This is a genomic window from Pontibacter chinhatensis (genome assembly GCF_900113285.1).
GTDB lineage: Bacteria > Bacteroidota > Bacteroidia > Cytophagales > Hymenobacteraceae > Pontibacter > Pontibacter chinhatensis.
On the sequence record NZ_FOOT01000014.1, the window covers coordinates 15,856 to 37,411 of the forward strand.

General features: G+C 51.4%; 17 protein-coding genes. 12 read left to right on the forward strand and 5 right to left on the reverse strand.

Annotated features, from left to right (window positions below; all coding sequences use genetic code 11):
* The first annotated feature begins 17 nt into the window (after positions 1-17).
* Positions 18-965: a 1-phosphofructokinase family hexose kinase gene (locus BM040_RS20650; RefSeq protein WP_092105562.1), complete on the forward strand. Its 948-nt coding sequence runs from the start codon at positions 18-20 to the stop codon at positions 963-965.
* A gap of 56 nt (positions 966-1,021) precedes the next feature.
* On the opposite strand, the gene fbaA is transcribed toward BM040_RS20650, so the two are convergent.
* The 3 genes from fbaA to BM040_RS20665 form a co-directional block, all read right to left on the reverse strand.
* Entirely contained in the window at positions 1,022-2,098 is a 1,077-nt protein-coding gene (gene fbaA, locus BM040_RS20655) for a class II fructose-bisphosphate aldolase (protein WP_092105564.1), read from the reverse strand.
* A gap of 125 nt (positions 2,099-2,223) precedes the next feature.
* Positions 2,224-3,639: an exonuclease domain-containing protein gene (locus BM040_RS20660; RefSeq protein ID WP_092105566.1), complete on the reverse strand. Its 1,416-nt coding sequence runs from the start codon at positions 3,637-3,639 to the stop codon at positions 2,224-2,226.
* A gap of 132 nt (positions 3,640-3,771) precedes the next feature.
* Positions 3,772-4,911, reverse strand: a complete 1,140-nt coding sequence (locus BM040_RS20665) for an AI-2E family transporter (protein WP_092105569.1) — start codon at positions 4,909-4,911, stop codon at positions 3,772-3,774.
* Between the two features lie 355 nt (positions 4,912-5,266).
* Between BM040_RS20665 and BM040_RS20675 the strand changes: the two genes are divergently transcribed.
* From BM040_RS20675 to rplT, 8 genes are all read left to right on the forward strand, one after another.
* Entirely contained in the window at positions 5,267-7,129 is a 1,863-nt protein-coding gene (locus tag BM040_RS20675; protein WP_092105573.1) for a DNA topoisomerase IV subunit B, read from the forward strand.
* On the forward strand, positions 7,122-9,872 hold the full coding sequence (locus BM040_RS20680; RefSeq protein WP_092105576.1) for a DNA gyrase/topoisomerase IV subunit A: 2,751 nt from the start codon (positions 7,122-7,124) through the stop codon (positions 9,870-9,872). Before BM040_RS20675 ends, BM040_RS20680 begins: the two co-directional genes overlap by 8 nt.
* Positions 9,873-9,937: 65 nt before the next feature.
* A complete protein-coding gene (locus BM040_RS20685) occupies positions 9,938-10,735 on the forward strand; it encodes a tetratricopeptide repeat protein (RefSeq protein ID WP_092105578.1) in 798 nt (265 codons plus the stop codon).
* A 171-nt stretch (positions 10,736-10,906) separates the two neighbouring features.
* The gene (locus tag BM040_RS20690; RefSeq protein WP_092105580.1) at positions 10,907-11,986 is read left to right on the forward strand and encodes a tetratricopeptide repeat protein; all 1,080 of its coding nucleotides are present in this window, start codon (positions 10,907-10,909) and stop codon (positions 11,984-11,986) included.
* A gap of 6 nt (positions 11,987-11,992) precedes the next feature.
* Complete coding sequence (thrS, locus tag BM040_RS20695; protein WP_092105582.1) at positions 11,993-13,930, forward strand: threonine--tRNA ligase; 1,938 nt, start codon at positions 11,993-11,995, stop codon at positions 13,928-13,930.
* Positions 13,931-14,050: 120 nt separating this feature from the next.
* Positions 14,051-14,572, forward strand: coding sequence for a translation initiation factor IF-3 (gene infC, locus BM040_RS20700; RefSeq protein ID WP_092105584.1), 522 nt, complete (start codon positions 14,051-14,053; stop codon positions 14,570-14,572).
* Between the two features lie 23 nt (positions 14,573-14,595).
* Positions 14,596-14,790: a 50S ribosomal protein L35 gene (gene rpmI / locus BM040_RS20705; RefSeq protein ID WP_025605954.1), complete on the forward strand. Its 195-nt coding sequence runs from the start codon at positions 14,596-14,598 to the stop codon at positions 14,788-14,790.
* 103 nt (positions 14,791-14,893) lie between these two features.
* The gene (gene rplT, locus BM040_RS20710; RefSeq protein ID WP_092105586.1) at positions 14,894-15,238 is read left to right on the forward strand and encodes a 50S ribosomal protein L20; all 345 of its coding nucleotides are present in this window, start codon (positions 14,894-14,896) and stop codon (positions 15,236-15,238) included.
* Between the two features lie 986 nt (positions 15,239-16,224).
* On the opposite strand, the gene accC is transcribed toward rplT, so the two are convergent.
* The gene (gene accC / locus BM040_RS20715) at positions 16,225-17,724 is read right to left on the reverse strand and encodes an acetyl-CoA carboxylase biotin carboxylase subunit (protein WP_092105588.1); all 1,500 of its coding nucleotides are present in this window, start codon (positions 17,722-17,724) and stop codon (positions 16,225-16,227) included.
* A gap of 210 nt (positions 17,725-17,934) precedes the next feature.
* Here accC and BM040_RS20720 point away from each other — a divergent pair, with 210 nt between their 5' ends.
* On the forward strand, positions 17,935-19,173 hold the full coding sequence (locus BM040_RS20720; protein ID WP_092105590.1) for an aminotransferase class I/II-fold pyridoxal phosphate-dependent enzyme: 1,239 nt from the start codon (positions 17,935-17,937) through the stop codon (positions 19,171-19,173).
* Positions 19,174-19,278: 105 nt separating this feature from the next.
* Positions 19,279-19,470, forward strand: a complete 192-nt coding sequence (locus tag BM040_RS20725; protein WP_092105592.1) for a histone H1 — start codon at positions 19,279-19,281, stop codon at positions 19,468-19,470.
* 78 nt (positions 19,471-19,548) lie between these two features.
* Here BM040_RS20725 and tyrS read toward each other — a convergent pair whose 3' ends face one another.
* On the reverse strand, positions 19,549-20,850 hold the full coding sequence (gene tyrS, locus BM040_RS20730) for a tyrosine--tRNA ligase (protein WP_092105594.1): 1,302 nt from the start codon (positions 20,848-20,850) through the stop codon (positions 19,549-19,551).
* A 194-nt stretch (positions 20,851-21,044) separates the two neighbouring features.
* Here tyrS and BM040_RS20735 point away from each other — a divergent pair, with 194 nt between their 5' ends.
* Entirely contained in the window at positions 21,045-21,455 is a 411-nt protein-coding gene (locus BM040_RS20735) for a hypothetical protein (protein WP_092105597.1), read from the forward strand.
* Positions 21,456-21,556: the final 101 nt, after the last annotated feature.

The window sequence follows — 21,556 nt, forward strand, 5'->3', positions numbered from 1 at the left end:
GCTCTCAGCTTGTATCCATGAGCGACATCATCACCATAACCCTTAACCCGGCGTTGGACATCAGTACCCACGTGGCACAAGTGCTCCCTGAGCGCAAGCTGCGTTGCGAGCAACCGGTTTATGAACCCGGTGGTGGCGGCATTAACGTGTCCAGGGCACTGAAAAAGCTTGGCGGCGACTCTTGCGCCTGGCTACTGGCAGGCGGCCCTTCGGGAGATCGTCTCTGCAGCCTGTTGGAAGAGGAAGGGATTAGTGTCAAGCCGCACCTCATTCAAAACTGGACGCGGGAGAACCTGATGGTGGTGGAAGATAGCTCCGGAAACCAGTACCGATTTGGTATGCCGGGCCCGGAAGTAAACGAAGCTGAGTGGCGCCAGTGCCTGGAAGAACTGGAGCGGCTGCCCAACGAGAAGCTTCCAAAGTATGTGGTGGCCAGCGGCAGCCTGCCGCCCGGCGTACCGGACGATTTCTATGCACAACTGGCTGATTTGGCCTGGCAGCGCCACTTCAGGCTGGTGGTGGATACTTCGGGAACAGCCCTGACGAAAGCCGCCGGCAAGGGCGTATACTTGCTAAAACCTAACCTTGGCGAATTGGCGGCACTGGCTGGCAAAGAGAATATCTCAGTTTTGGAGCAGGAAGAGATTGCCCGGCAGGTGCTGGCCGAAGGGAAATGTCAGGTGCTGGTGGTGTCGCTAGGTCCGCGGGGAGCCATGCTGGCGACTCCGGAAAGTATAAAGTACGCTGTCCCCCCAACGGTGCCGCAGAAAAGCACAGTGGGCGCCGGCGACAGTATGGTAGCTGGTATGGTGCTGTACTTGCAGCAGGGGCGAAGTATGGAGGAGATGCTGCGCTACGGGGTGGCCGCAGGTACTGCCGCCACTATGGCACCGGGCACCGGGCTTTGCCGCAAAGACGACACCGACCGGATTTATCAGTGGCTGCAGGCGCAGCAGCAAGTATAAGCACTGGCTTAAAAGCAAAATGGCGAAGCACTTGCCTCGCCATTATACTTTATGAATTAGTTGCGGTTTAACGCGTTCAGGTCTTCGAAAGCCTCTTTCAGACGCGCGATAAACGTCTTCTCGCCTTCACGCAGCCAAACACGCGGGTCGTAGTATTTCTTGTTCGGTGAGTCTGCACCTTCGGGGTTGCCCAGCTGTCCTTGCAGGTAAGCCTTCTTGTCCTCGTAGTAGTTGCGCACACCATCCCAGAAAGCCCACTGCATGTCTGTGTCGATGTTCATTTTGATAGCGCCATACTCAATGGCCTCTGTGATTTTCGCTTTCTCGGAGCCGGAGCCACCATGGAACACGAAGTTCACCGGGTTAGGGCCTGTTCCGAACTTTTGCTGGATGTGGTCCTGGGAGTTTTTCAGGATTTCCGGGCGAAGCTCCACATTGCCTGGCTTGTACACGCCATGCACGTTGCCAAAGGCGGCAGCAATGGTGAAGCGGGAGCTAACCTTGTTCAGTTCTTCGTAGGCATAGGCCACTTCGTCTGGCTGGGTATACAGCCTGGAGCTGTCTACGTCTGTATTGTCCACGCCATCTTCCTCGCCACCGGTTACACCCAGCTCAATCTCTACGGTCATGCCCAAGCGATCCATGCGCTTGAGGTAGCTGGCGCAGGTCTCAATGTTTTCTTTGATTTCTTCTTCAGACAGGTCGAGCATGTGCGAGCTGTAAAGCGGCTTGCCGTGCTGCTCGAAATATTTCTCACCGGCATCCAGCAGGCCGTCTATCCAAGGAAGAAGTTTTTTGGCAGCGTGGTCGGTGTGCAGCACAACCGGAACGCCATAGGCCTCAGCCATCAGGTGCACGTGCTGGGCACCGGAAACAGCGCCGGCAATCGCGGCTTTCTGGTCATCGTTGCTCAGGCCTTTGCCAGCGAAAAACTGCGCACCGCCGTGCGAGAACTGGATGATAACAGGGGAGTTTACAGCCTTGGCTGTTTCCAGCACTGCGTTAATAGAGCTCGTGTTGATAACGTTAACTGCTGGCAGCGCAAAGTTATTTTCGTTGGCATACTTAAACAGCTCTGTTACCTCATCGCCGTAAAGCACCCCCGCTCTGAATCTTGTTTTTGTTTCGTTCACAGAATTATTCTTTAAATTGATTTATTTTAATGTGTATCAGAAAGTATAACTTCTCTATACTTCAAGGTCCTGAATTTAGGAGGCTTTTGCTGTAAATCCAAACCCGGCATGGCTACACTATCAACTTATTCAAATATGAGTACCTTCTCCTTGTGCTTGCCGCGCATGTGGTTGCGTATGATTTGCTGCACGTCCTTGTTGTCGTTGTAGCGCTGTATGGCTCCTTTAAAATCCTCCAGCGAGCAGGCCGAGAAGGTATCGTCAATAAAACCGAAGCCCAGGTATGTGCCGTGCTCCACCACCACCACGCTGCGCTCGCCCGGCTCGCGGCCTTTGCCAATCACAACGAAGCTGTTGTGCTCGTAGGTAAATGAGTCGATGGCCTCATCCACACGCTTGTTATACTCCTCCGGACTCTCCTTGCCGATGCAGGCACCGCTGCACTGGTGTACCTGGTAATCAAAGCAGGCGCCGTTGGTCTTGTACAGGTCGCAGAGCTTCTGGCACAGGTAAAACTTGGCCACTTTATGAAACAGGAAGCCTTTGGCCTTGTAGTGGTTCGAAAGCGCGATGATGGGCGTCATGCTAATGTTTTCGGCCTTGTCTATACTTCCGAAGGTCAGGCGCTTGTAGCCGTCGCTGTCGGTGTAGGAGAATATGCCGGTGTTAAACACGCTGCGGCGCTGTTGCCGGTTGTACTGAGGCTTCAGGCGCTTTATCTCCGCCGACTCGTAAAGCAGGGCCACCAGCTCGTTGCCCATCAGCTCGTAGGTAATATCAGCGATGCTGTTCTTGAAATTAAGCGATTTGCGGCTCTTGTAGTCGATGTTGAAGTGCTGGATGATGCGCTTCTTGATATTTATACTTTTGCCCACGTAAATCACCTCGCCCTGCTCGTTGTGGAAGTAGTACACGCCCGGCACCATGGGCAGCGCGTCAACCTTTTCTTTCGTGATGGCTGGCGGCAGCAAGGAGGTCTTGATTTCCTGCTTCAGTACCTGCGTGGTATGCTCGGCGGCCATGTTCATGTTGCCGTCCACCACGGGGCGGTTAATCTTAATGAGCCTGTCGAAAAGTATGGCTGTGGCCTCAGCATCGCCGATGGCGCGGTGGCGCTGGCTGAGCGGAATGTCTATACTTTGGCAGAGCTTGCCCAGGCTGTAGGAGGGCAGGCCCGGCATCAGCGAGCGGCTCAGGCGAACGGTGCAGAGCGTCTTCCTTTGGAAGGTGAAACCCAGATCGGCAAACTCCTTCTTAATAAAGGAATAGTCGAAGCGGACGTTGTGGGCCACAAACACCTTTCCCTCGGTAAACTCCACAATGTCTTTGGCCACCTCGTAAAACTTGGGCGCGTCTTGCACCATGTCGTCCTTTATGCCGGTGAGCTGCGTGATAAAGAAAGGGATAGGACGCTCCGGGTTAATGAGCGTATGGTACTTGTCTACTACTTTCTCCCCGTCGTGTATGAAAATGGCAATCTCGGTGATCTTGTCCTGGTGCGGCTGGCCACCGGTTGTCTCAATATCTACTATGGCGTACAAGTTGCTTTGGTTTAGGTCGTGTTCATCCGGACCTGAAGCGTTAGCCAGAGGTCCCTGTTCTAAACCAATATTTTTAGTAATCCGTTTCAAATGGCTCTACGTCCTTTTTCGCTGCAAAAATAGTTAGCACTCTTACTTATTCGGGTTTTTCTTGCCGCGCAAAATGCCATTCACCAGCTCGTCGAACCAGCCCCGGACGCGCCCCCGCCGCTTGGGCTTCACCTCATCAATGTCAGCCAGCAGGAAACCAAAAGGCTGCAGCGGCTCATACACGTCAAAGATCACCTTCATCATGGCAATAATCGGGATGGAGAGAATCATGCCGGCCGCGCCCCATACCTCGCCGCCCACTAGCAGGGCCAGTATGGCCGCAAACGGGTTCAGGCTCACCTTGGAGCCCACCACAAACGGCGTGATAAAATTGCCCTCCAGGAACTGCACAAACATAAACACCAGCACCACCAGCACCGCGTCGAGCAGCTCGCCGGTAGTGGCCAAGGTAAACAGGGCGGGAATGGAGGCGCCGATAAGGATACCGATATAGGGAATGATCGTCAGGATAGAGGCAAACACGCCGAAGAACACGGCATACTTCACGCCAAGTATAAGCAGGCCCGCCGAGTTCAGCAGCGCCACCACCACAATCACAATCATCAGCCCCGAGATATAGCTCTGCACCACATGCTGTATGTCGATGATCGTCTGGATAACCCCGCTGCGCCTATCCTTGGCCACAAACTTGAACATGAACTGCTCCAGATGGTCGCGGTAGTATAGCAGCAGGAACACAAAAATTGGCACCAGGGTCAGGATGGTCAGGGCGCCTGTGGTGATGGAAATAGTACTCCCCAGGAAGGTGGTAGTTAGTTCCTGCAGTCCCCCAATGGTGTTCTGGATTAGCTGTGACTTATCGGGAGGCACGATGCCGAAATTCTGATAAACAAAATCCTGCCCCTTGGTAATCAGCTTCTGCATGTTCTTGCTGATAGACTCCAACTCAGAGGTAAGGCTGACCAACTGCATCGACAGGAACCACACAATCAGGCCAAGTATGAGTATGACCATGGTGATGCTGGCAAGTATGGCCAGCGGCCTCGGGAAGCGCAGCTTGTTTTCCAGGTCGCGGTTGAGGGGCAGGAGCAGCAGGGCGAAAAGCAGGCCGAAAGCCAGCGGCATGAGCACAGCCTTAAACTGCTGCAGGGTATAGATAAGCAGGGCCAGGCCCAGAAGTATAACCGTGTATTTAAAGTATCCGGGTAGTTTGATTTCCATTTAAAATCTCTCCATAATCATTATAATTTCCCCTGCCAGCGTCTGCTCATGCCACACCAAAAATAAGCAATTGTTCGGCCATAAAGCATACAAATATAAATATATAAGATTGCTAAAAAAATTGGCCATTAGCAAGTGTAAATTTATATCATTTAGCTGAACTACACCTTGTTTTTTGCTGTTGAGATAAAGTGCGAGGCTTTTTGAGGATTTAGTTTTAGCTAAGGTGATTAGCATTGCTCAGAAAAACTCCTTAATTTAGCGTGAGGTAGGAACTTATCAGTTGCGGCATGTCTTCTATATTTTCCTATCTTTCGCATCGATTTTACCAACCAACTACACTTACGCTTTCAGAATGGCAGAGTTAGAGCACAATTACGACGAAGACAGCATACGCTCCCTTGAACCCCGTGAGCACATCCGGCTGCGCCCTGGTATGTACATCGGCAAACTCGGCGACGGCTCCTCGGCAGACGACGGTATTTACATTTTGGTGAAGGAGGTAATCGACAACTCCATCGACGAGCACGTGATGGGGTTTGGCAAGACCATTGAGGTAAAAATCTCCGACCACAAGGTGCAGGTACGCGACTACGGCCGTGGCATTCCGCTGGGCAAGGTGATCGACTGCGTAAGCAAGATCAACACCGGCGGTAAATACGACAGCAAGGCCTTCCAGAAATCAGTTGGTCTGAACGGTGTGGGTACCAAGGCGGTGAATGCCCTCTCCAGTTATTTCCGCATCCAGTCGGTGCGCGATGGTAAGATGAAGGCAGCGGAGTTTGAGCGCGGCGTGCTGGTGGAGGACCTGGAGGTACAGGAAACCACGCAGCGTAACGGTACGCTCACCACGTTTACCCCGGACGACACGATTTTCAAGAACTTCCAGTTCAACCCGGATTACCTGGAGAACCAAATCTGGAACTATGTATACCTGAACGCGGGGTTAACCATCAACTTTAACGGCAAGAAATTCTACTCCGAGAACGGTTTGCTGGACCTGCTCCGCAACAAGGCCGATGAGGAGAGCATGCGCTACCCGATCATCCACCTGAAAGGCGAGGACATCGAGCTGGCCATGACCCACGGTAACGAGTATGGCGAGGAGTACTACTCCTTCGTGAACGGCCAGTACACGACCATGGGCGGTACGCACCTGGCGGCTTTCCGCGAGGCGGTGGTGCGCACGGTGCGCGATTTCTATAAAAAAGACTACGACGCGACCGATATCCGCGGTTCCATCATTGGGGCTATCTCGATACGGGTGCAGGAGCCGGTGTTTGAGTCGCAGACCAAGACCAAGCTGGGCTCTATTGAAATGGGGCCGGACGGACCCGCTGTGCGTGCCTACATCAACGATTTTGTAAAGGAGCACCTCGATAACTACCTGCACAAAAACCCTGAGACGGCCGAGGCGCTGCGCAAGCGCATTGAGCAGAGCGAGCGCGAGCGCAAGGACATGGCCGGCGTGAAGAAACTGGCCAATCAGCGCGCCAAAAAAGCCAACCTGCACAACCGCAAACTGCGCGACTGCCGCCTGCACTTCAACGAGGACAAGCATGAGAATGCGGCTGTTTCCACGCTGTTCATTACGGAGGGTGACTCGGCCAGCGGTTCCATCACCAAATCTCGCAACGTGGATACGGAGGCCGTTTTTAGTTTGCGCGGTAAGCCACTCAACTGCTTTGGCCTCAAAAAGAAAGTGGTGTACGAGAACGAGGAGTTTAACCTGCTGCAGCACGCCCTGAACATTGAGGAAGGACTGGAAGGTCTGCGCTACAACCGTGTCGTAATCGCGACTGACGCGGACGTGGACGGCATGCACATCCGCCTGCTGATGCTTACCTTCTTCCTGCAGTTCTTCCCGGACCTGGTGCGGAATGGCCACGTGTACATTCTGGAAACGCCGCTTTTCCGGGTGCGCAACAAGAAGGAGACCATCTATTGCTATAACGAAACCGAGAAGCAGGAAGCGATACAGAAATTAGGCAGAAACCCTGAAATCACCCGCTTCAAAGGTCTAGGGGAGATCTCTCCCGACGAGTTTGGCAAGTTTATTGGCGAGAACATCAAGCTCAAGCCAGTTATCCTGCAGAAGGACACCACCATACAGAAGATGCTGAGCTACTACATGGGCAAAAACACACCTGACCGTCAGCAGTTCATCATTGATAACCTGAAGATAGAAAAAGATATAGTAGAGGAAGTTTATGCATAACGACGAGTTGAACAACGAAGAGCTGAACGAAAACGAAGCACTGGAGGTAGAGTTTACAGACGGAGGGGACGAGATTATCCATAACGTAACCCCTGTGTCCGGTCTCTATGAAAACTGGTTCCTCGACTATGCTTCTTATGTAATTCTGGAGCGTGCGGTACCAGCCATTGAGGACGGCCTGAAGCCGGTGCAGCGCCGCATCCTGCATGCCATGCGTGAGATGGACGACGGCCGCTTTAATAAAGTGGCGAACGTTATCGGCCAGACCATGCAGTACCACCCGCACGGCGATGCCTCTATCGGCGACGCTATTGTGAACCTGGGCCAGAAAGACCTGTTGATAGAAACGCAGGGTAACTGGGGGGATGTGCGCACGGGCGACAGCGCGGCAGCGGCCCGTTACATTGAGGCGCGCCTCTCTAAGTTTGCGCTGGATGTGGTGTTTAACCCGCAGACCACGCAGTGGCAGCTGAGCTATGACGGCCGTAAAAATGAGCCGGTCACCCTGCCGGTGAAGTTCCCGCTGCTGCTGGCGCAGGGTGTGGAGGGTATTGCCGTTGGTTTGTCTACGAAGATTATGCCGCACAACTTCAAGGAGCTCATCAAAGGCTCTATTGATGTGCTGAAGGGCCGTAGCACCACGCTGTTGCCAGACTTCCCGACTGGCGGGCAGGTGGACGTGACCAACTATAACGGCGGTCAGCGCGGCGGAAGAATCCGTGTGCGCGCCACCATCGAGAAGGTTGACAAGACGATGCTCATCATCCGCGACGTGCCGTATGGCACTACGACCACCGGACTGATGGAGTCGATCGTGAAGGCGAGCGAGAACAACAAGATCAAGATAAAGAAGGTAGTGGACAACACCGCCGCCGAGGTAGAGATACAAGTGCACCTGCCAACCGGGGTTTCGCCGGACCTGACGATGGACGCCCTCTATGCCTTTACCGACTGCGAGGTGTCTATCTCTCCGAATGCCTGCGTGATCATTGACGACAAGCCGCACTTCCTGGATGTTAACGAGCTGCTGCGCATTTCTACCTTTAAAACGGTAGACCTGCTGAAGCGTGAGCTGGAGATACGCAAAGGGGAGCTGGAGGACAAGTGGCACTACTCTTCCCTGGAGAAGATCTTCATTGAGAACCGCATCTACCGCGACATTGAGGAGTGTGAGACCTGGGAAGCCGTGCTGAACGCCATTGACACCGGGCTCGATCCGTTTAAGCACCTGTTGCGCCGCGAGGTATCGGAAGAGGATATCGTTCGCCTGACCGAAATAAAGATCAAGCGCATCTCCAAGTATGACTCCTTCAAAGCGGACGAGTACATTAGGAAGCTGGAGGAGGAGATGGCTGAGGTGGACGATAACCTGGCGAACCTGATCCGCTACGCTATTTCATACTTTGAGGGGCTGCTGAAAAAGTATGGACAGGGCAAAGACCGCCGCACACAGGTAAAAACCTTCGACGTGATCAACGCGCAGAACGTGGCCATTGCCAACCAAAAGCTGTACATGAACGCCAAGGACGGCTTCATCGGAACAGGCCTGCGCAAAGACGAGTTTGTATGCGACTGCTCCGATATGGACGACATCATTGTGTTCCGTAAGGATGGTAAGTTCACCGTAACCAAGGTGGCGGAGAAAACCTTTGTGGGCAAGGACATTATACTTGCCGGTGTGTACAACAAGAACGACGAGCACATGGTGTACAACATGATTTACCTCGATGGTAAGTCGGGCGTCTCCTATGCCAAGCGTTTCTCGGTGAAGTCCGTTACCCGCGACAAGGAGTATGACCTGACCAAGGGCAACAAGGGTTCTAAAGTGCATTACCTCACGGCCAACCCTAACTCCGAGTCGGAGGTGGTGACTGTTTCTTTAGCACCGAGCGCGACGGCCCGCAACAAGGTGTTCGACTTTGACTTTGCAGAGCTGATGATTAAAGGCAAAGGCTCTAACGGCAATATCGTAACGAAGTACCCGGTGAAGAAGGTGGTACAGAAGAGTCTGGGCGAATCTACCCTGGGTGGACGCGAGATATACTACGATGAGGTAATCGGGCGTTTAAACACCGAAGGACGCGGGCGCTACCTGGGCTCGTTCAACACCGACGATTCTATACTTGCTGTGTATGAAGATGGAACGTATGAGCTGACCTCCTTTGACCTGGCCAACCACTACACGGTGGAGAAGCTGAAGGTGCTGCAGAAGTTTGATCCGGAACTGGTTATTTCAGCCATTTATTACGAGGGCGAGAACAAAATCTATTACGTGAAGCGTTTCAAGATCGAGACCACTACGATAGGTAAGCGCTTTGCCTTTATTCCGGAGACGAAAAACTCCAGGTTGGAGGCCGTGTCTACACATCCGCAGCCACTGGCTACCATCAAATTCAAGCGATCCATTCGTGGCGAGCGCGAAACCGAGAAGCTGCTGCTGAACGAGTTTATTGATGTGAAAGGCTGGAAGGCGCTCGGTAACAAGCTCAACTACTACAAGATTTTTGAGGTGGATGTGCCTAAGATGCAGGAGGTGGAGCAGCCGGACGAGGACAAGCCAAAAGCCAAAAAAGCGGCAAGAAAAGAGCCGGTAACGTTGCCTGCTGAACTTAAAGAGCTGGCCGCAGAGGCTGCAAAAGTGAGCGGTGCTCAACCTCTGGAATCTGAAACCGTAGAAATCGATATAGAGGCCAACGAAGCGAAAAAGGCACTGAAGGAGAAAAAGCAGCTGGATCTTTTCTAGATTTTCTCTCCCAGGCCTTGCTTAAGTCGCTCGTGCTTGGTAGTTTACAGGAGAGAAATTGCTTTATGAAGATTGTTTTAAAGGCTGTTATACTTTGTTGCGCACTGGGAGTCGCCTGTTCTGAGCCCGTTTGGGCTGAGGGAGGTGCATCCGGCAACAACGAGCTTTTGAAGAAGGCGGAGCAGCTTTTAAGCGATTATAAAGAGTCCGAGGCGCTGCAGATTTACGAGCAGGTGTTGGCAGAGTCTCCCGATAATGTGGAGGTGCTGTGCAAGGCAAGCTTACTGCATAGCCGCATCGGCGAGCGGTTTCTGGACGAGACGCACAAGCAGGAGCACTTTCTGAAGGCAAAGCAGTATGCCCTGAAGGCCTACGAGCTTCACCCGGAGGATGCGGAGCCGAATTACGCGATGGCTTTGGCCATAGGAGCGAAGGCCATGACTTCCGGACCGAAGGAGCGCCTGCAAAACTTTCATCAGATGAAGTCTTTTGTGGACGCCGCACTGGCTGACGACAGCCAGCATGCCGGATCCTGGCACTTGCTTGGCCGCTGGTATTTCAAAATGGCAAACCTTAACTTTGCTGAGAAGACTGCTTCGAAGGTGTTTTTCGGAGGCGTGTGCGGCGAGGCGACGAATGAATTAGCGGCTGAGGCCATCGAGAAGGCAATTGCGTACGACCCGGACAACATAGCGTATTACTATGATTTGGCCAATATCTACAAAGAGATGAAAAACACAACGTCCTGCATCAACACCTTGCAACAAGCCCTTACGCTCACCCTCGCCACGAAGGAGGAGCTGGAGCTTAGCAGGCGATGCAGCATGTTGTTACAGGAGCAGCAGCAAAAGCAGAAGCTCTAACTGTATAAAGACACACAAAAAGCCTGCGCCTATCCGGTAGCAGGCTTTTTGTTTTACGGCAACACCTTTGCTTCCTGCGTTAGTTGTGTTTCTATTTAGGTAAAATGTCTTAATTTAGCGCAGGCAAAGTATAAGGGCACTTTTGCCAGATTTAACGTTAGCCGGTAATAGATGCGGATTTGGAGTTTGGTGCTAGTGGTGCTGTCGGTTGGCCTGGCCTCCTGTGCTACAGAAGAGGGTAGCCGGGAGCGGATGGTAGATCTGCAGCAGGTAAAGGACGACCCGGAGGCGCAGCTTCAAAACCTGAACATAGCCATAGAGAACTCCAGACGCGACGGAAGCTTGTATGCCCGCCGTGCGGTGGTGTTGCTGCAGAAAGGGGAGTTGGAGAAAGCGCTGGAAGATGCGGAGGAGGCCGTGAGGTTGACCAAAAACGAGCCGGCCAGTCTGTTTGTGAAAGCGCAGGTGCTGCGCGCCATGGGCAAACCGCAGGAAGCCCTGCCGCTAGCTTTAACGGCGGAGCGCAACTCGTACCAAAGTGCCTCCCTGTACGTGCTGCTTAGTGAGTTATACTTACAGCGCAAAGAGTATGAAAAGGCCATGGAGTACATTCTGAAGGCCCAGGAGCTTTCGCCTGTGAACGAGTTCGTTTTTTATTACAAAGGCCGTGTGCAGGAAGCATCCGGAGACTCAGCAGAAGCTGTGCGCAACTATAAACTGGCCCTGGAGCAGGCACCTGAATTTATGCAGCCGCAGCGGGAGCTAGCAGCCATCCTGATTGATAAGGGAGAGTATAATACGGCAAAACCATACTTGCTGCAGGCGCTTAAATCGTCTCCTGACGATGCCAAGCTCTGGTATAACCGCGGGCTGGTCTATCAGCAGGAACAGCGACAGGACAGTGCCGTGCTTGCTTATAACAAGGCCGTAAGTATAACTGATACCTTATCGGCGGCCCATTACCGGCTGGGTGTTTACCAACTGGCCCAAGGGTATGATTTTGAGGCGATGGAGCACCTGGAGAAGGTGTACAAAGTATACCGCAACAACCCGGACTACCTGGTGACACTGGCTACTGCCTTTGAGCGCAACGGCCTGTACACCAAAGCGCTTTCGATGTACCAGCGGCTGCTGCGGGTTGACCCCAAGGCAACGTATGCCAACCGGTCCATCGCCAGATTAAAGTATAGAATTGCAAGACCAATGCCTGATAGTGCAGCTGTACGCCTACAGGAACAGATAGAAAGATAAACCACTATGATCAACATCACACTGCCAGATGGTTCGGTGCGCCAGTTTGAAAGCGGCGTAACCAGCCTTGAGATCGCACAGAGCATTAGCGAAGGCTTGGCTCGTAACGTGCTTGCTGCCAAAGTAAACGGAGCTGTTTGGGATGCCACGCGCCCCATCAGCGAGGATGCGACGGTGCAGCTGCTCACCTGGAACGATGACGAGGGTAAAAACACCTTCTGGCACTCCTCTGCCCACTTGCTGGCCGAGGCTTTGGAGGACATGTATCCGGACGTTAAATTCGGTATCGGTCCTCCGGTAGAGAATGGCTTTTACTATGACGTGGACCTAGGCGAGCACCACCTGTCGCCCGAGGATATCACCAAGCTGGAGCAGAAGATGCTGGAACTGGCCCGTCAGAAGAATGAGTATAAGCGCAGCGAAGTATCAAAAGCGGACGCAATTGAATATTTCACTAAGAAGGGGGATGAGTATAAGCTGGACCTGATAAAGGACCTGGAGGACGGAAGCATCACTTTCTACGAGCAGGGTAACTTTGTGGACCTTTGCCGTGGTCCGCACATCCCGAATACCGGCTTTATTAAAGCGGCCAAGGTAATGAACATTGCCGGCGCGTACTGGCGCGGCGATGAGAAGAACAAGCAGCTGACCCGCATCTATGGCGTAACCTTCCCGAAACAAAAGGAGCTGACTGAATACCTCGAGCGACTGGAAGAGGCCAAGAAGCGCGACCACCGCAAGTTGGGCAAGGAACTGGAGCTGTTCGCCTTCTCTGAGAAGGTGGGCATGGGTTTGCCGCTGTGGCTGCCGAAAGGGACTTTGCTGCGCGAGCGCCTGGAGCAGTTTATGCGCAAGGCGCAGGTAAAAGCTGGCTACCAGCCGGTAGTTACCCCACACATTGGCAGCAAGGAGCTGTATGTAACGTCCGGGCACTACGAGAAGTATGGCGCTGACTCCTTCCAGCCGATCAAGACGCCGAACGAGAACGAGGAATTCTTGCTCAAGCCAATGAACTGCCCGCACCACTGCGAGATCTATAAAACACGTCCGCGCTCCTACAAAGAGCTGCCCGTGCGCCTGGCGGAGTTCGGTACCGTATACCGTTATGAACAAAGCGGCGAGTTGCACGGTTTAACCCGTGTAAGAGGCTTTACGCAGGACGATGCCCACATCTTCTGCCGCCCGGACCAGGTGAAGGAGGAGTTTATCAAGGTAATTGACCTGGTGCTTTACGTGTTCAAGGCCCTCGGCTTTGATGACTATACTGCGCAGATTTCCCTGCGCGATCCGGAGAACAAAGCAAAGTACATTGGCACCGACGAAGTATGGGAGAAGGCCGAAAGCGCTATTATAGAGGCTGCTGCCGAGAAAGGACTGCGCACTGTAACCGAACTGGGCGAGGCTGCGTTTTACGGACCTAAGCTCGACTTTATGGTGAAGGATGCCCTTGGCCGTAAGTGGCAGCTGGGAACTATTCAGGTAGATTATAACTTACCAGAAAGATTCCAGCTCGAGTACATCGGCGCTGATAACCAGAAACATCGCCCGGTGATGATCCACCGCGCACCGTTTGGCTCGCTTGAGCGCTTCGTGGCGGTGCTGATAGAGCACTGCGGCGGTAATTTCCCACTGTGGCTGAGCCCGGAGCAGATTGCTATACTTCCAATTTCTGAGAAGTACCACGAGTATGCCCAGCAAGTGTATGACCAGCTGCAGCAGGACGACATCAGAGGCTACGTGGATAACCGCGACGAGAAGATTGGCCGTAAGATTCGCGATGCTGAGGTGCGCAAGGTGCCCTACATGCTGATAGTAGGGGAGAAGGAGCAGGAGAACGGTGCTGTCTCTGTCAGAAGGCACGGTGAAGGAGATCTTGGCTCCATGTCAGTGGAGGAGTTCGGTACCCTTTTTCAGCGCAAAATCGCTGAAATGCTGAACAATTAAGAAAAGTATTTTCATTTTGATAGATAATTTGCGATATTCGCAACCTAATTGTAGAATTTAAATTAAGGAGGTACAACTATAGCTACTACGCAGAACAGGCGCAACATCCCACGCGGGAAGGTGGAGGAGCCATACAAAGTCAATGAAAGAATAACTGCCAGAGAAATAAGACTGGTGGGCGACAATGTTGAGCAAGGAGTATACTCAGTGAGAGATGCTCAAAGAATGGCTAATGAGCAGAATCTTGACCTGGTTGAGATTTCGCCAACAGCTAACCCACCCGTATGCCGCATCATCGATTATTCTAAGTTCAAGTACGAACAGAAGAAGAAAACGAGGGAGATGAAGGCCAAGCAGCAGAAGGTGGTGATCAAGGAGATTCGTTTTGGTCCGAACACCGACGAGCACGACTTCGAGTTCAAGCTCAAGCATGCGAAAGGCTTCCTGGAGAGCGGCTATAAAATTAAGTCCTACGTGCACTTTGTGGGTAGAACCATCGTGTTCAAAGAGCGCGGTGAGATTCTGCTTCTGAAGTTTGCGCAGGCCTTGGAGGATTTAGCGAAAGTTGAGCAGTTGCCGAAACTGGAAGGTAAGCGTATGTTCCTGATTCTGGCACCGAAGAATGCTCCTGCGAAAAAGTAATTTTTTCAATTAATTATATACTCATGCCAAAAGTAAAAACCAAATCTGGTGCAAAGAAGCGTTTTTCTTTGACAGGTACTGGCAAAATTAAGCGTAAGCACGCTTACAAGAGCCACATCCTGACGAAGAAGACGACGAAGCAGAAGCGTAATTTGACGCACATCGGCCTTGTTAGCAAAGCTGACGAAGCAAACGTTAAATTCATGCTGAAAATCTAATTCTGCGACAGAATTAGTAAAGGTTAATCATTAGTACGAACCCGGTATCTGGTCCTAAGAAAGATTTAAGTATAAATCACCAGCCGCCAAAACTTTTAACAAAATGCCAAGATCGGTAAACGTCGTAGCAGCACGACACAGAAGAAAAAAAATAATGAAAATGGCCAAAGGTTACTTTGGCCGTCGCAAGAACGTTTGGACAGTTGCGAAAAACGCGGTAGAAAAAGGTTTGCTGTATGCTTACCGCGACAGAAAAGCTAAGAAGAGAGACTTCAGATCCCTGTGGATCCAGCGTATCAACGCCGGTGCTCGCGAGCATGGCTTGTCTTACTCTTCTCTGATGGGTGGCCTGAAGAAGGCTAACATCGACCTGAACCGCAAAGTACTTGCTGACCTGGCGATGAACCACCCAGAGGCTTTCAAAGCTATCGTTGACAAAGTAAAGTAATTTACTTTCAGATATATTACAGAAGGGCTTAGCTGCACGCTAAGCCCTTTTTGTTTTTATACTTTGCTGGGCATGCGTTTTGAGGAAGTATAGATATGTGTGTGCAGACCCATTTCTGCACCTGCACTAGTTGCATAAGCAAGTATAAATCTGGCCTTGGTTTATACTTTATAAGATGGAGGAAATAGGTGCTTGTGCAGAATTTCTACCCGTTCAAGTGAATAACTCATACCAGCATTCCATAGCAAACTAGTCCCATTTGTAGTACCGGGTCCAACCACCCCTAACCCCTCCTTATCCAAGGAGGGGAGCGTGAATTTACTATAGATGAATTATAAGTTTCATAGTTGCTGAAAGTCACCGCGCATAAGTATAAACCCACCCCAGCCCCTCCGAGGAGGGGAATTGTCTTCAGGCGATTACACCCCTATGGTCCCCTCAAGGGGACAGTTTATACTTATCGCATAGCAAAGGCAGAAGCTATCGAAATGCTTCCCAGCCTTCGGGTTGAGCGCCTTGTGAGATCCGGTGCCCGGTGAGGGCATGCTGAGCGGCAGCGAGGCAAGGAGGGAACACCGCGCGATGCCCGAAGGCGAGGCCTCCCGGCCTGGGAGGGCAGAAAGCAGTAAATGAAACGAGCCGCTAGTGGGAACTAAAGGATGAACGGCAGCTAGTAAGGATAGCCTAGTTCAAGTGGAAGGAAGCAAGTGCTATGGGGAAAGTTTTAACAGGCAAGTATTAAAGTATAATATATAGCTTATCAAGCCAGTCAAGTCAGAGACTCGACATCATTGTAAAACACAAGTCTGAAGACTTGCGCCAGAAAGATCAAGTATAAAAGTATGGTCTATGCGGACTTGGAAGTCCGCAGCAGAATTCCTTCCGGACAAGGATGTTCGGATCAGCTATTCAGAACATAAATCCCCTGAAACGGACATTGACTCTGCCAGCTCCAGGGGAATTATACTTTATAATTCGGATTATACTTACTTGGTCCTGTTTCTTCTCCAGTTTGACGTGTGGGATTCTGCAGTTACTACTGCTGCAGAGGAAGCAGGCTTTTGCTGTTGCATAAGTATAGCGGCCAGGGCTGCGGCTACTTCATCAGCACCTTCGTCTGGTTTTCTTTCCAATACGTCTGGGCTAAAGTAACGCTCTATGAACTTCGTGTCGAAGTTGCCGCTCACAAATGCCTCGTGCTGCAGTACATAGGTGCCAAAAAGCAGAGTCGTTTCAATGCCTGTTATCTGGTACTCCTCAATGGCGCGCAGCATCTTTGCGATGGCCTCTTGGCGGTCTTTCCCGAAGGTAACAAGCTTGGCAATCATCGGGTCGTAGTAGATCGGAATTTCCATACCCTGCTCAAAGCCATCATCCACCCGCACACCCAGGCCCTGCGGTCTTCTGTAGGTTTCCAGCTTCCCGATATCGGGCAGGAAGTTGTTGGCCGGGTCCTCGGCGTACACCCGTAGCTCCAGCGAGTGTCCGTTTATTTGCAGGTCTTCCTGACGAAAGCTTAACGGGTTGCCTTCCGCAATCAGAATCTGCTCTCTTACCAGGTCCAGCCCGGTTATCTGCTCCGTTACCGGGTGCTCTACCTGCAGGCGGGTGTTCATCTCCAGGAAGTAGAAGTTCATGTTCTCATCCAGCAGAAACTCTACGGTACCAGCACCAACATAATCGCAGGCCTTTGCCACATTCACGGCGCTGCGGCCCATTTCCTCGCGTAGGGCAGGAGTAAGGATAGCAGAAGGTGCTTCTTCAATAACTTTCTGGTGGCGACGCTGAATAGAGCACTCACGCTCGAACAAATGCACGATGTTGCCGTGTGTGTCGCCCAGTACCTGAATTTCGATGTGGCGCGGGGAGCCGATATACTTCTCAATAAACACGGAGCCATCCCCGAAGGCAGAAGTGGCCTCACTTACAGCCAGCTGCATCTGCTCCTCAAATACCTCCGCACTGTCCACCACGCGCATGCCCTTGCCGCCGCCCCCTGCGCTGGCCTTTATCAGGATGGGAAAACCAACCTGGCGAGCGATTTCTTTGGCCTCCTCCACATCCGTAATGGCGTGCTCCGTACCGGGCACCATGGGGATGTTATACTTTGCCACAGCTGCCTTGGCGGCCAGCTTGCTGCCCATCAACTCAATAGCCTCCGGAGTTGGGCCGATGAAAGTGATGCCGGCTTCCTGTACCGCCTTGGCAAAAGCCGCATTCTCCGATAAGAAACCATAACCTGGATGAATGGCGTCCACGCCAAGGTCCTTGCAAACCTGTATGATAACATCGCCGCGGAGGTAAGACTCGCTGGATTTGGGGCCTCCCACGCATACAGCTTCATCGGCAAAGCGCACGTGCAGGGCATTGCGGTCGGCCTCGCTGTAGACGGCTACGGTTTTAATTCCCATCTCTTTCGCCGTACGCATCACGCGCAGCGCTATTTCACCCCGGTTGGCAACCAGTATCTTGTTGATTTTTCTCATGCAGACGTTATGGTTTATTCTACTTCAAAGAAACAGCTTTGAAGGCAAAGTTAAAAATGCAGAATTAAAATTGACGGTGGTAGTATAGGGTAATAATTGTATATGAGCCGAATAAAGCATAACTTTGCGCTGCGTTATACTTCATTAATTAATGTAAGGAGTAATAGCATTTGGTACAGAATTTATCCCAATAACCTAATTATTACACAAGTGGATTTATTTGAAAAGTTGTTGACCAACCGAGGTCCGTTAGGCAGCCACTCACATTACGCACATGGCTATTTTACATTCCCTAAACTGGAGGGCGAGATTGCCCCGAGGATGAAGTTCAGGGGGAAAGATGTGCTGACGTGGAGCCTGAACAACTACCTGGGCTTGGCTAACCACCCTGAGGTGCGCAAGGCTGATGCCGAGGCAGCTGCAGAGTGGGGCATGGCGACACCTATGGGTGCCCGTATTATGTCTGGTAATACTAACCTGCACGAGCAGTTGGAGGCAGAGCTTGCTGACTTTGTGAAGAAGGAGGATGCGATGCTGCTCAACTTCGGGTACCAGGGCGTGCTGTCTATCATCGACGCGCTGGTTGACCGCCACGACGTGATTGTTTACGACGCCGAATCCCACGCTTGTATAATCGACGGGGTGCGCCTACACCAGGGCAAACGCTTTGTGTATTCACACAACGATATGGAGAGCCTGGAGAAGCAACTGGTACGTGCCACGAAGTGGGCCGAGAATACCGGCGGTGCTATCCTGGTGATCACAGAGGGTGTATTCGGCATGTCCGGCAACTTGGGCAAACTAGCTGAAGTTGTGGCCCTGAAGGAAAAATTCAACTTCCGCCTGTTTGTGGATGACGCGCACGGTTTCGGTACCATGGGCGCTACGGGAGCCGGTACAGGAGAGCACCTGGGTGTGCAGGATGGTATCGACGTATACTTCTCTACATTCGCCAAGTCAATGGCCAGCATCGGCGCCTTCGTGGCTTCTAACGAGCAGGTGATCGAGTATCTGCGCTACAACATGCGCTCTCAGATCTTCGCCAAGTCGCTGCCGATGCCATTAGTAGTAGGCGCCATTAAGCGCCTGGAGCTGCTGCGCACCAAGCCTGAGCTGAAGGATAAACTGTGGGAGGTTGTACACGCCCTGCAGAGCGGCCTGCGTGAGAAAGGCTTCAACATCGGTACAACAGAGTCGCCGGTAACGCCTGTGTTCCTGAACGGCCAGATTCCGGATGCAACACAACTAACGCTGGACCTGCGTGAGAACTACAGCATTTTCTGCTCTATCGTAGTGTATCCGGTAGTGCCGAAAGATGTTATCATGCTTCGCCTTATCCCGACTGCCGCGCACACGCTGGCTGACGTGGAGGAGACGATCGCTGCTTTTGAGAAAATTGCACAAAAGCTAGATAAGGGACTTTACTCTACGCCTGCAGTTACGGCCTAAGAGCTCCCAGGGGCTTATATTAAAATTCCCTAATCTTTGCTTGTTTGTAACAAATGTGTATATTAGAGCTATAAAATTAAATGTTTCACTATAACAATTGCTCTAATGAACAACAACTTTAGCAAACTGAAGGACTTGGTAATGTCTCTGGAAGGTGACTTCGAAAAGTTCTACGATAAGGGAAATGCTGCCGCTGGTACTCGTGTACGTAAAGGTATGCAAGATCTGAAAAACATGGCTCAGGACATCCGTAAGGAAGTTCAGGACATCAAAAACAGCACAGCTGAGAAGAAATAAGCTTCCAACAGACTGGATAAAATAAAAAGGTGACCTGCAAAGGCCACCTTTTTATTTTATTATGCTTTTGATTATCAGCTAGTTAACTGAAATAAGGTAGTAGTTCTTCTTACCCTTCTGCACTACCAGGTATTTGCCCTGCAGCAACTCGAAGTTAACACTGTCTTCGGCGCTCTGAACCTTCTGGCGGTTTACACTTACGCCTCCGTTCTTGATCATGCGCTTTGCCTCGCCCTTCGACTCGAAAACATGTCCTCCTGTAACCTCCGAAAGCAGGTCGGTCACAGTGGCGGCAGCGGCATAGTCTGCCTGGCTAACTTCTATCTGTGGCACACCTTCGAAAACAGAGAGCAAAACGTCCTCTTTTAGGCCCTTCAACGTCTCTAAATCGCCTTTTCCGAATAAAATTTCTGAAGCATCTACAGCGGCGTTATAGTCTTCTTCGGAATGAACGCGAATTGTAACATCCTTAGCAAGGGCTTTCTGCAGCAGGCGTAGGTGAGGGGCCTGTTTGTGCTCCTCTGTAATCTGTGCAATCTCTTCTTGCGGAATCAATGTATAAACTTTGATTAGCTTCTCAGCCTCCTCATCCGACAGGTTGAGCCAGAACTGGTAGAACTTGTATGGAGTCGTCAGGTTCGGGTCTAGCCACACGTTTCCGCCCTCAGACTTACCGAATTTAGTGCCATCGGATTTAGTGACCAGCTTGCCCACCATGGCAAAAGCCTTACCACCGTCCATACGCCGGATCAGCTCGGTACCGGTGGTGATGTTGCCCCACTGGTCGGAGGCGCCCATCTGTATCTTTACTCCTTTGGTTTTGTAGAGATGGTAGAAGTCGTAACCCTGGATGAGCTGGTACGCGAACTCGGTATAAGAAAGACCTTCCACTCGGTCGCCTTCCTCTGCAGTGATGCGTTTCTTTACCGAGTCCTTCGCCATCATGTAGTTCACGGTGATGTGCTTGCCCACGTCGCGCAGGAAGCCCAGGAAACTGAATTCATTGAACCAGTCGTAGTTGTTTACTATTTCGGCCGAGTTGGCGCCGCAGTCAAAGTCCAGAAACTTCTCCAGCTGTTTCTTGATGCCTTCCTGGTTCTCACGCAGGGTAGTTTCGTCCAGCAGGTTTCGCTCTGCTGATTTGCCGGATGGATCGCCGATCATGCCGGTGGCACCGCCAACAAGAGCAAGCGGCTTATGGCCGGCACGCTGCAGGTGCACCAGCAGCATGATGGTGGCCAGGTTGCCAATGTGCAGCGACTTGGCCGTAGGGTCGAAGCCAATGTAGCCGGATGTCATCTCGGAGGCTAATTGTTCTTCAGTGCCCGGCATGAAATCATGGAGCATGCCTCTCCAGCGCAGTTCTTCAATAAGATTCATCTATTCCTTCATTCATCTGTTCCAGGCAAAGATAAAAAAGAGTTGGCAGATTGGGGTGGGGTAGAAGGAATGATTAAGTTTATACAATATTGTTTAGAGAATTGGCTCCTGATTTGGAGGGGTAATTAGGGTTTAGGTATAGTACAGATAAATGTATGTTCACATTTATACTTTAGTTGCGGTAAATTACAAGTATGAAATTTAAAATATATCAGTGCCTAACTAAGCTAAGCCAAGAGTTGTACTCCGTTACGGATGATTTATTAACGAATTACAGCATCTGTTGGAAAAATGCTTCACTCTTTGCTGAGGCTATTACCTCTGACATCCAATCTATATCAGGCATCAAATGCTTTGTCACAGGGGTAAGGTTTATCTTAGAAGACACGGCTTACAAGCAAAGTGCAAGTGGTTGCATAATGGAACTGAAGTTTGACCAAGAGGATGAATTTATCATAACTTCTGAATGCCTTATTGATTTTGGTAGGGTTTGGCTGCGGGTAAAGCAAAGGCCTTCAAGTCGAAAATATGATGCAATTTTTGAGCTGATAGAGGCAAAATATGATTCAGAATTCAAGTCGGAATTAAAGGAGTTTGAAAAATAACTTACCACAACAACTAAGGCTTCGTTGGGTACGGAGTGCCTACAATGAAGCCGTGGTTGCACCCAACCGGGCGACGCGTTATGGGTTTTAAGTCGGAAGAG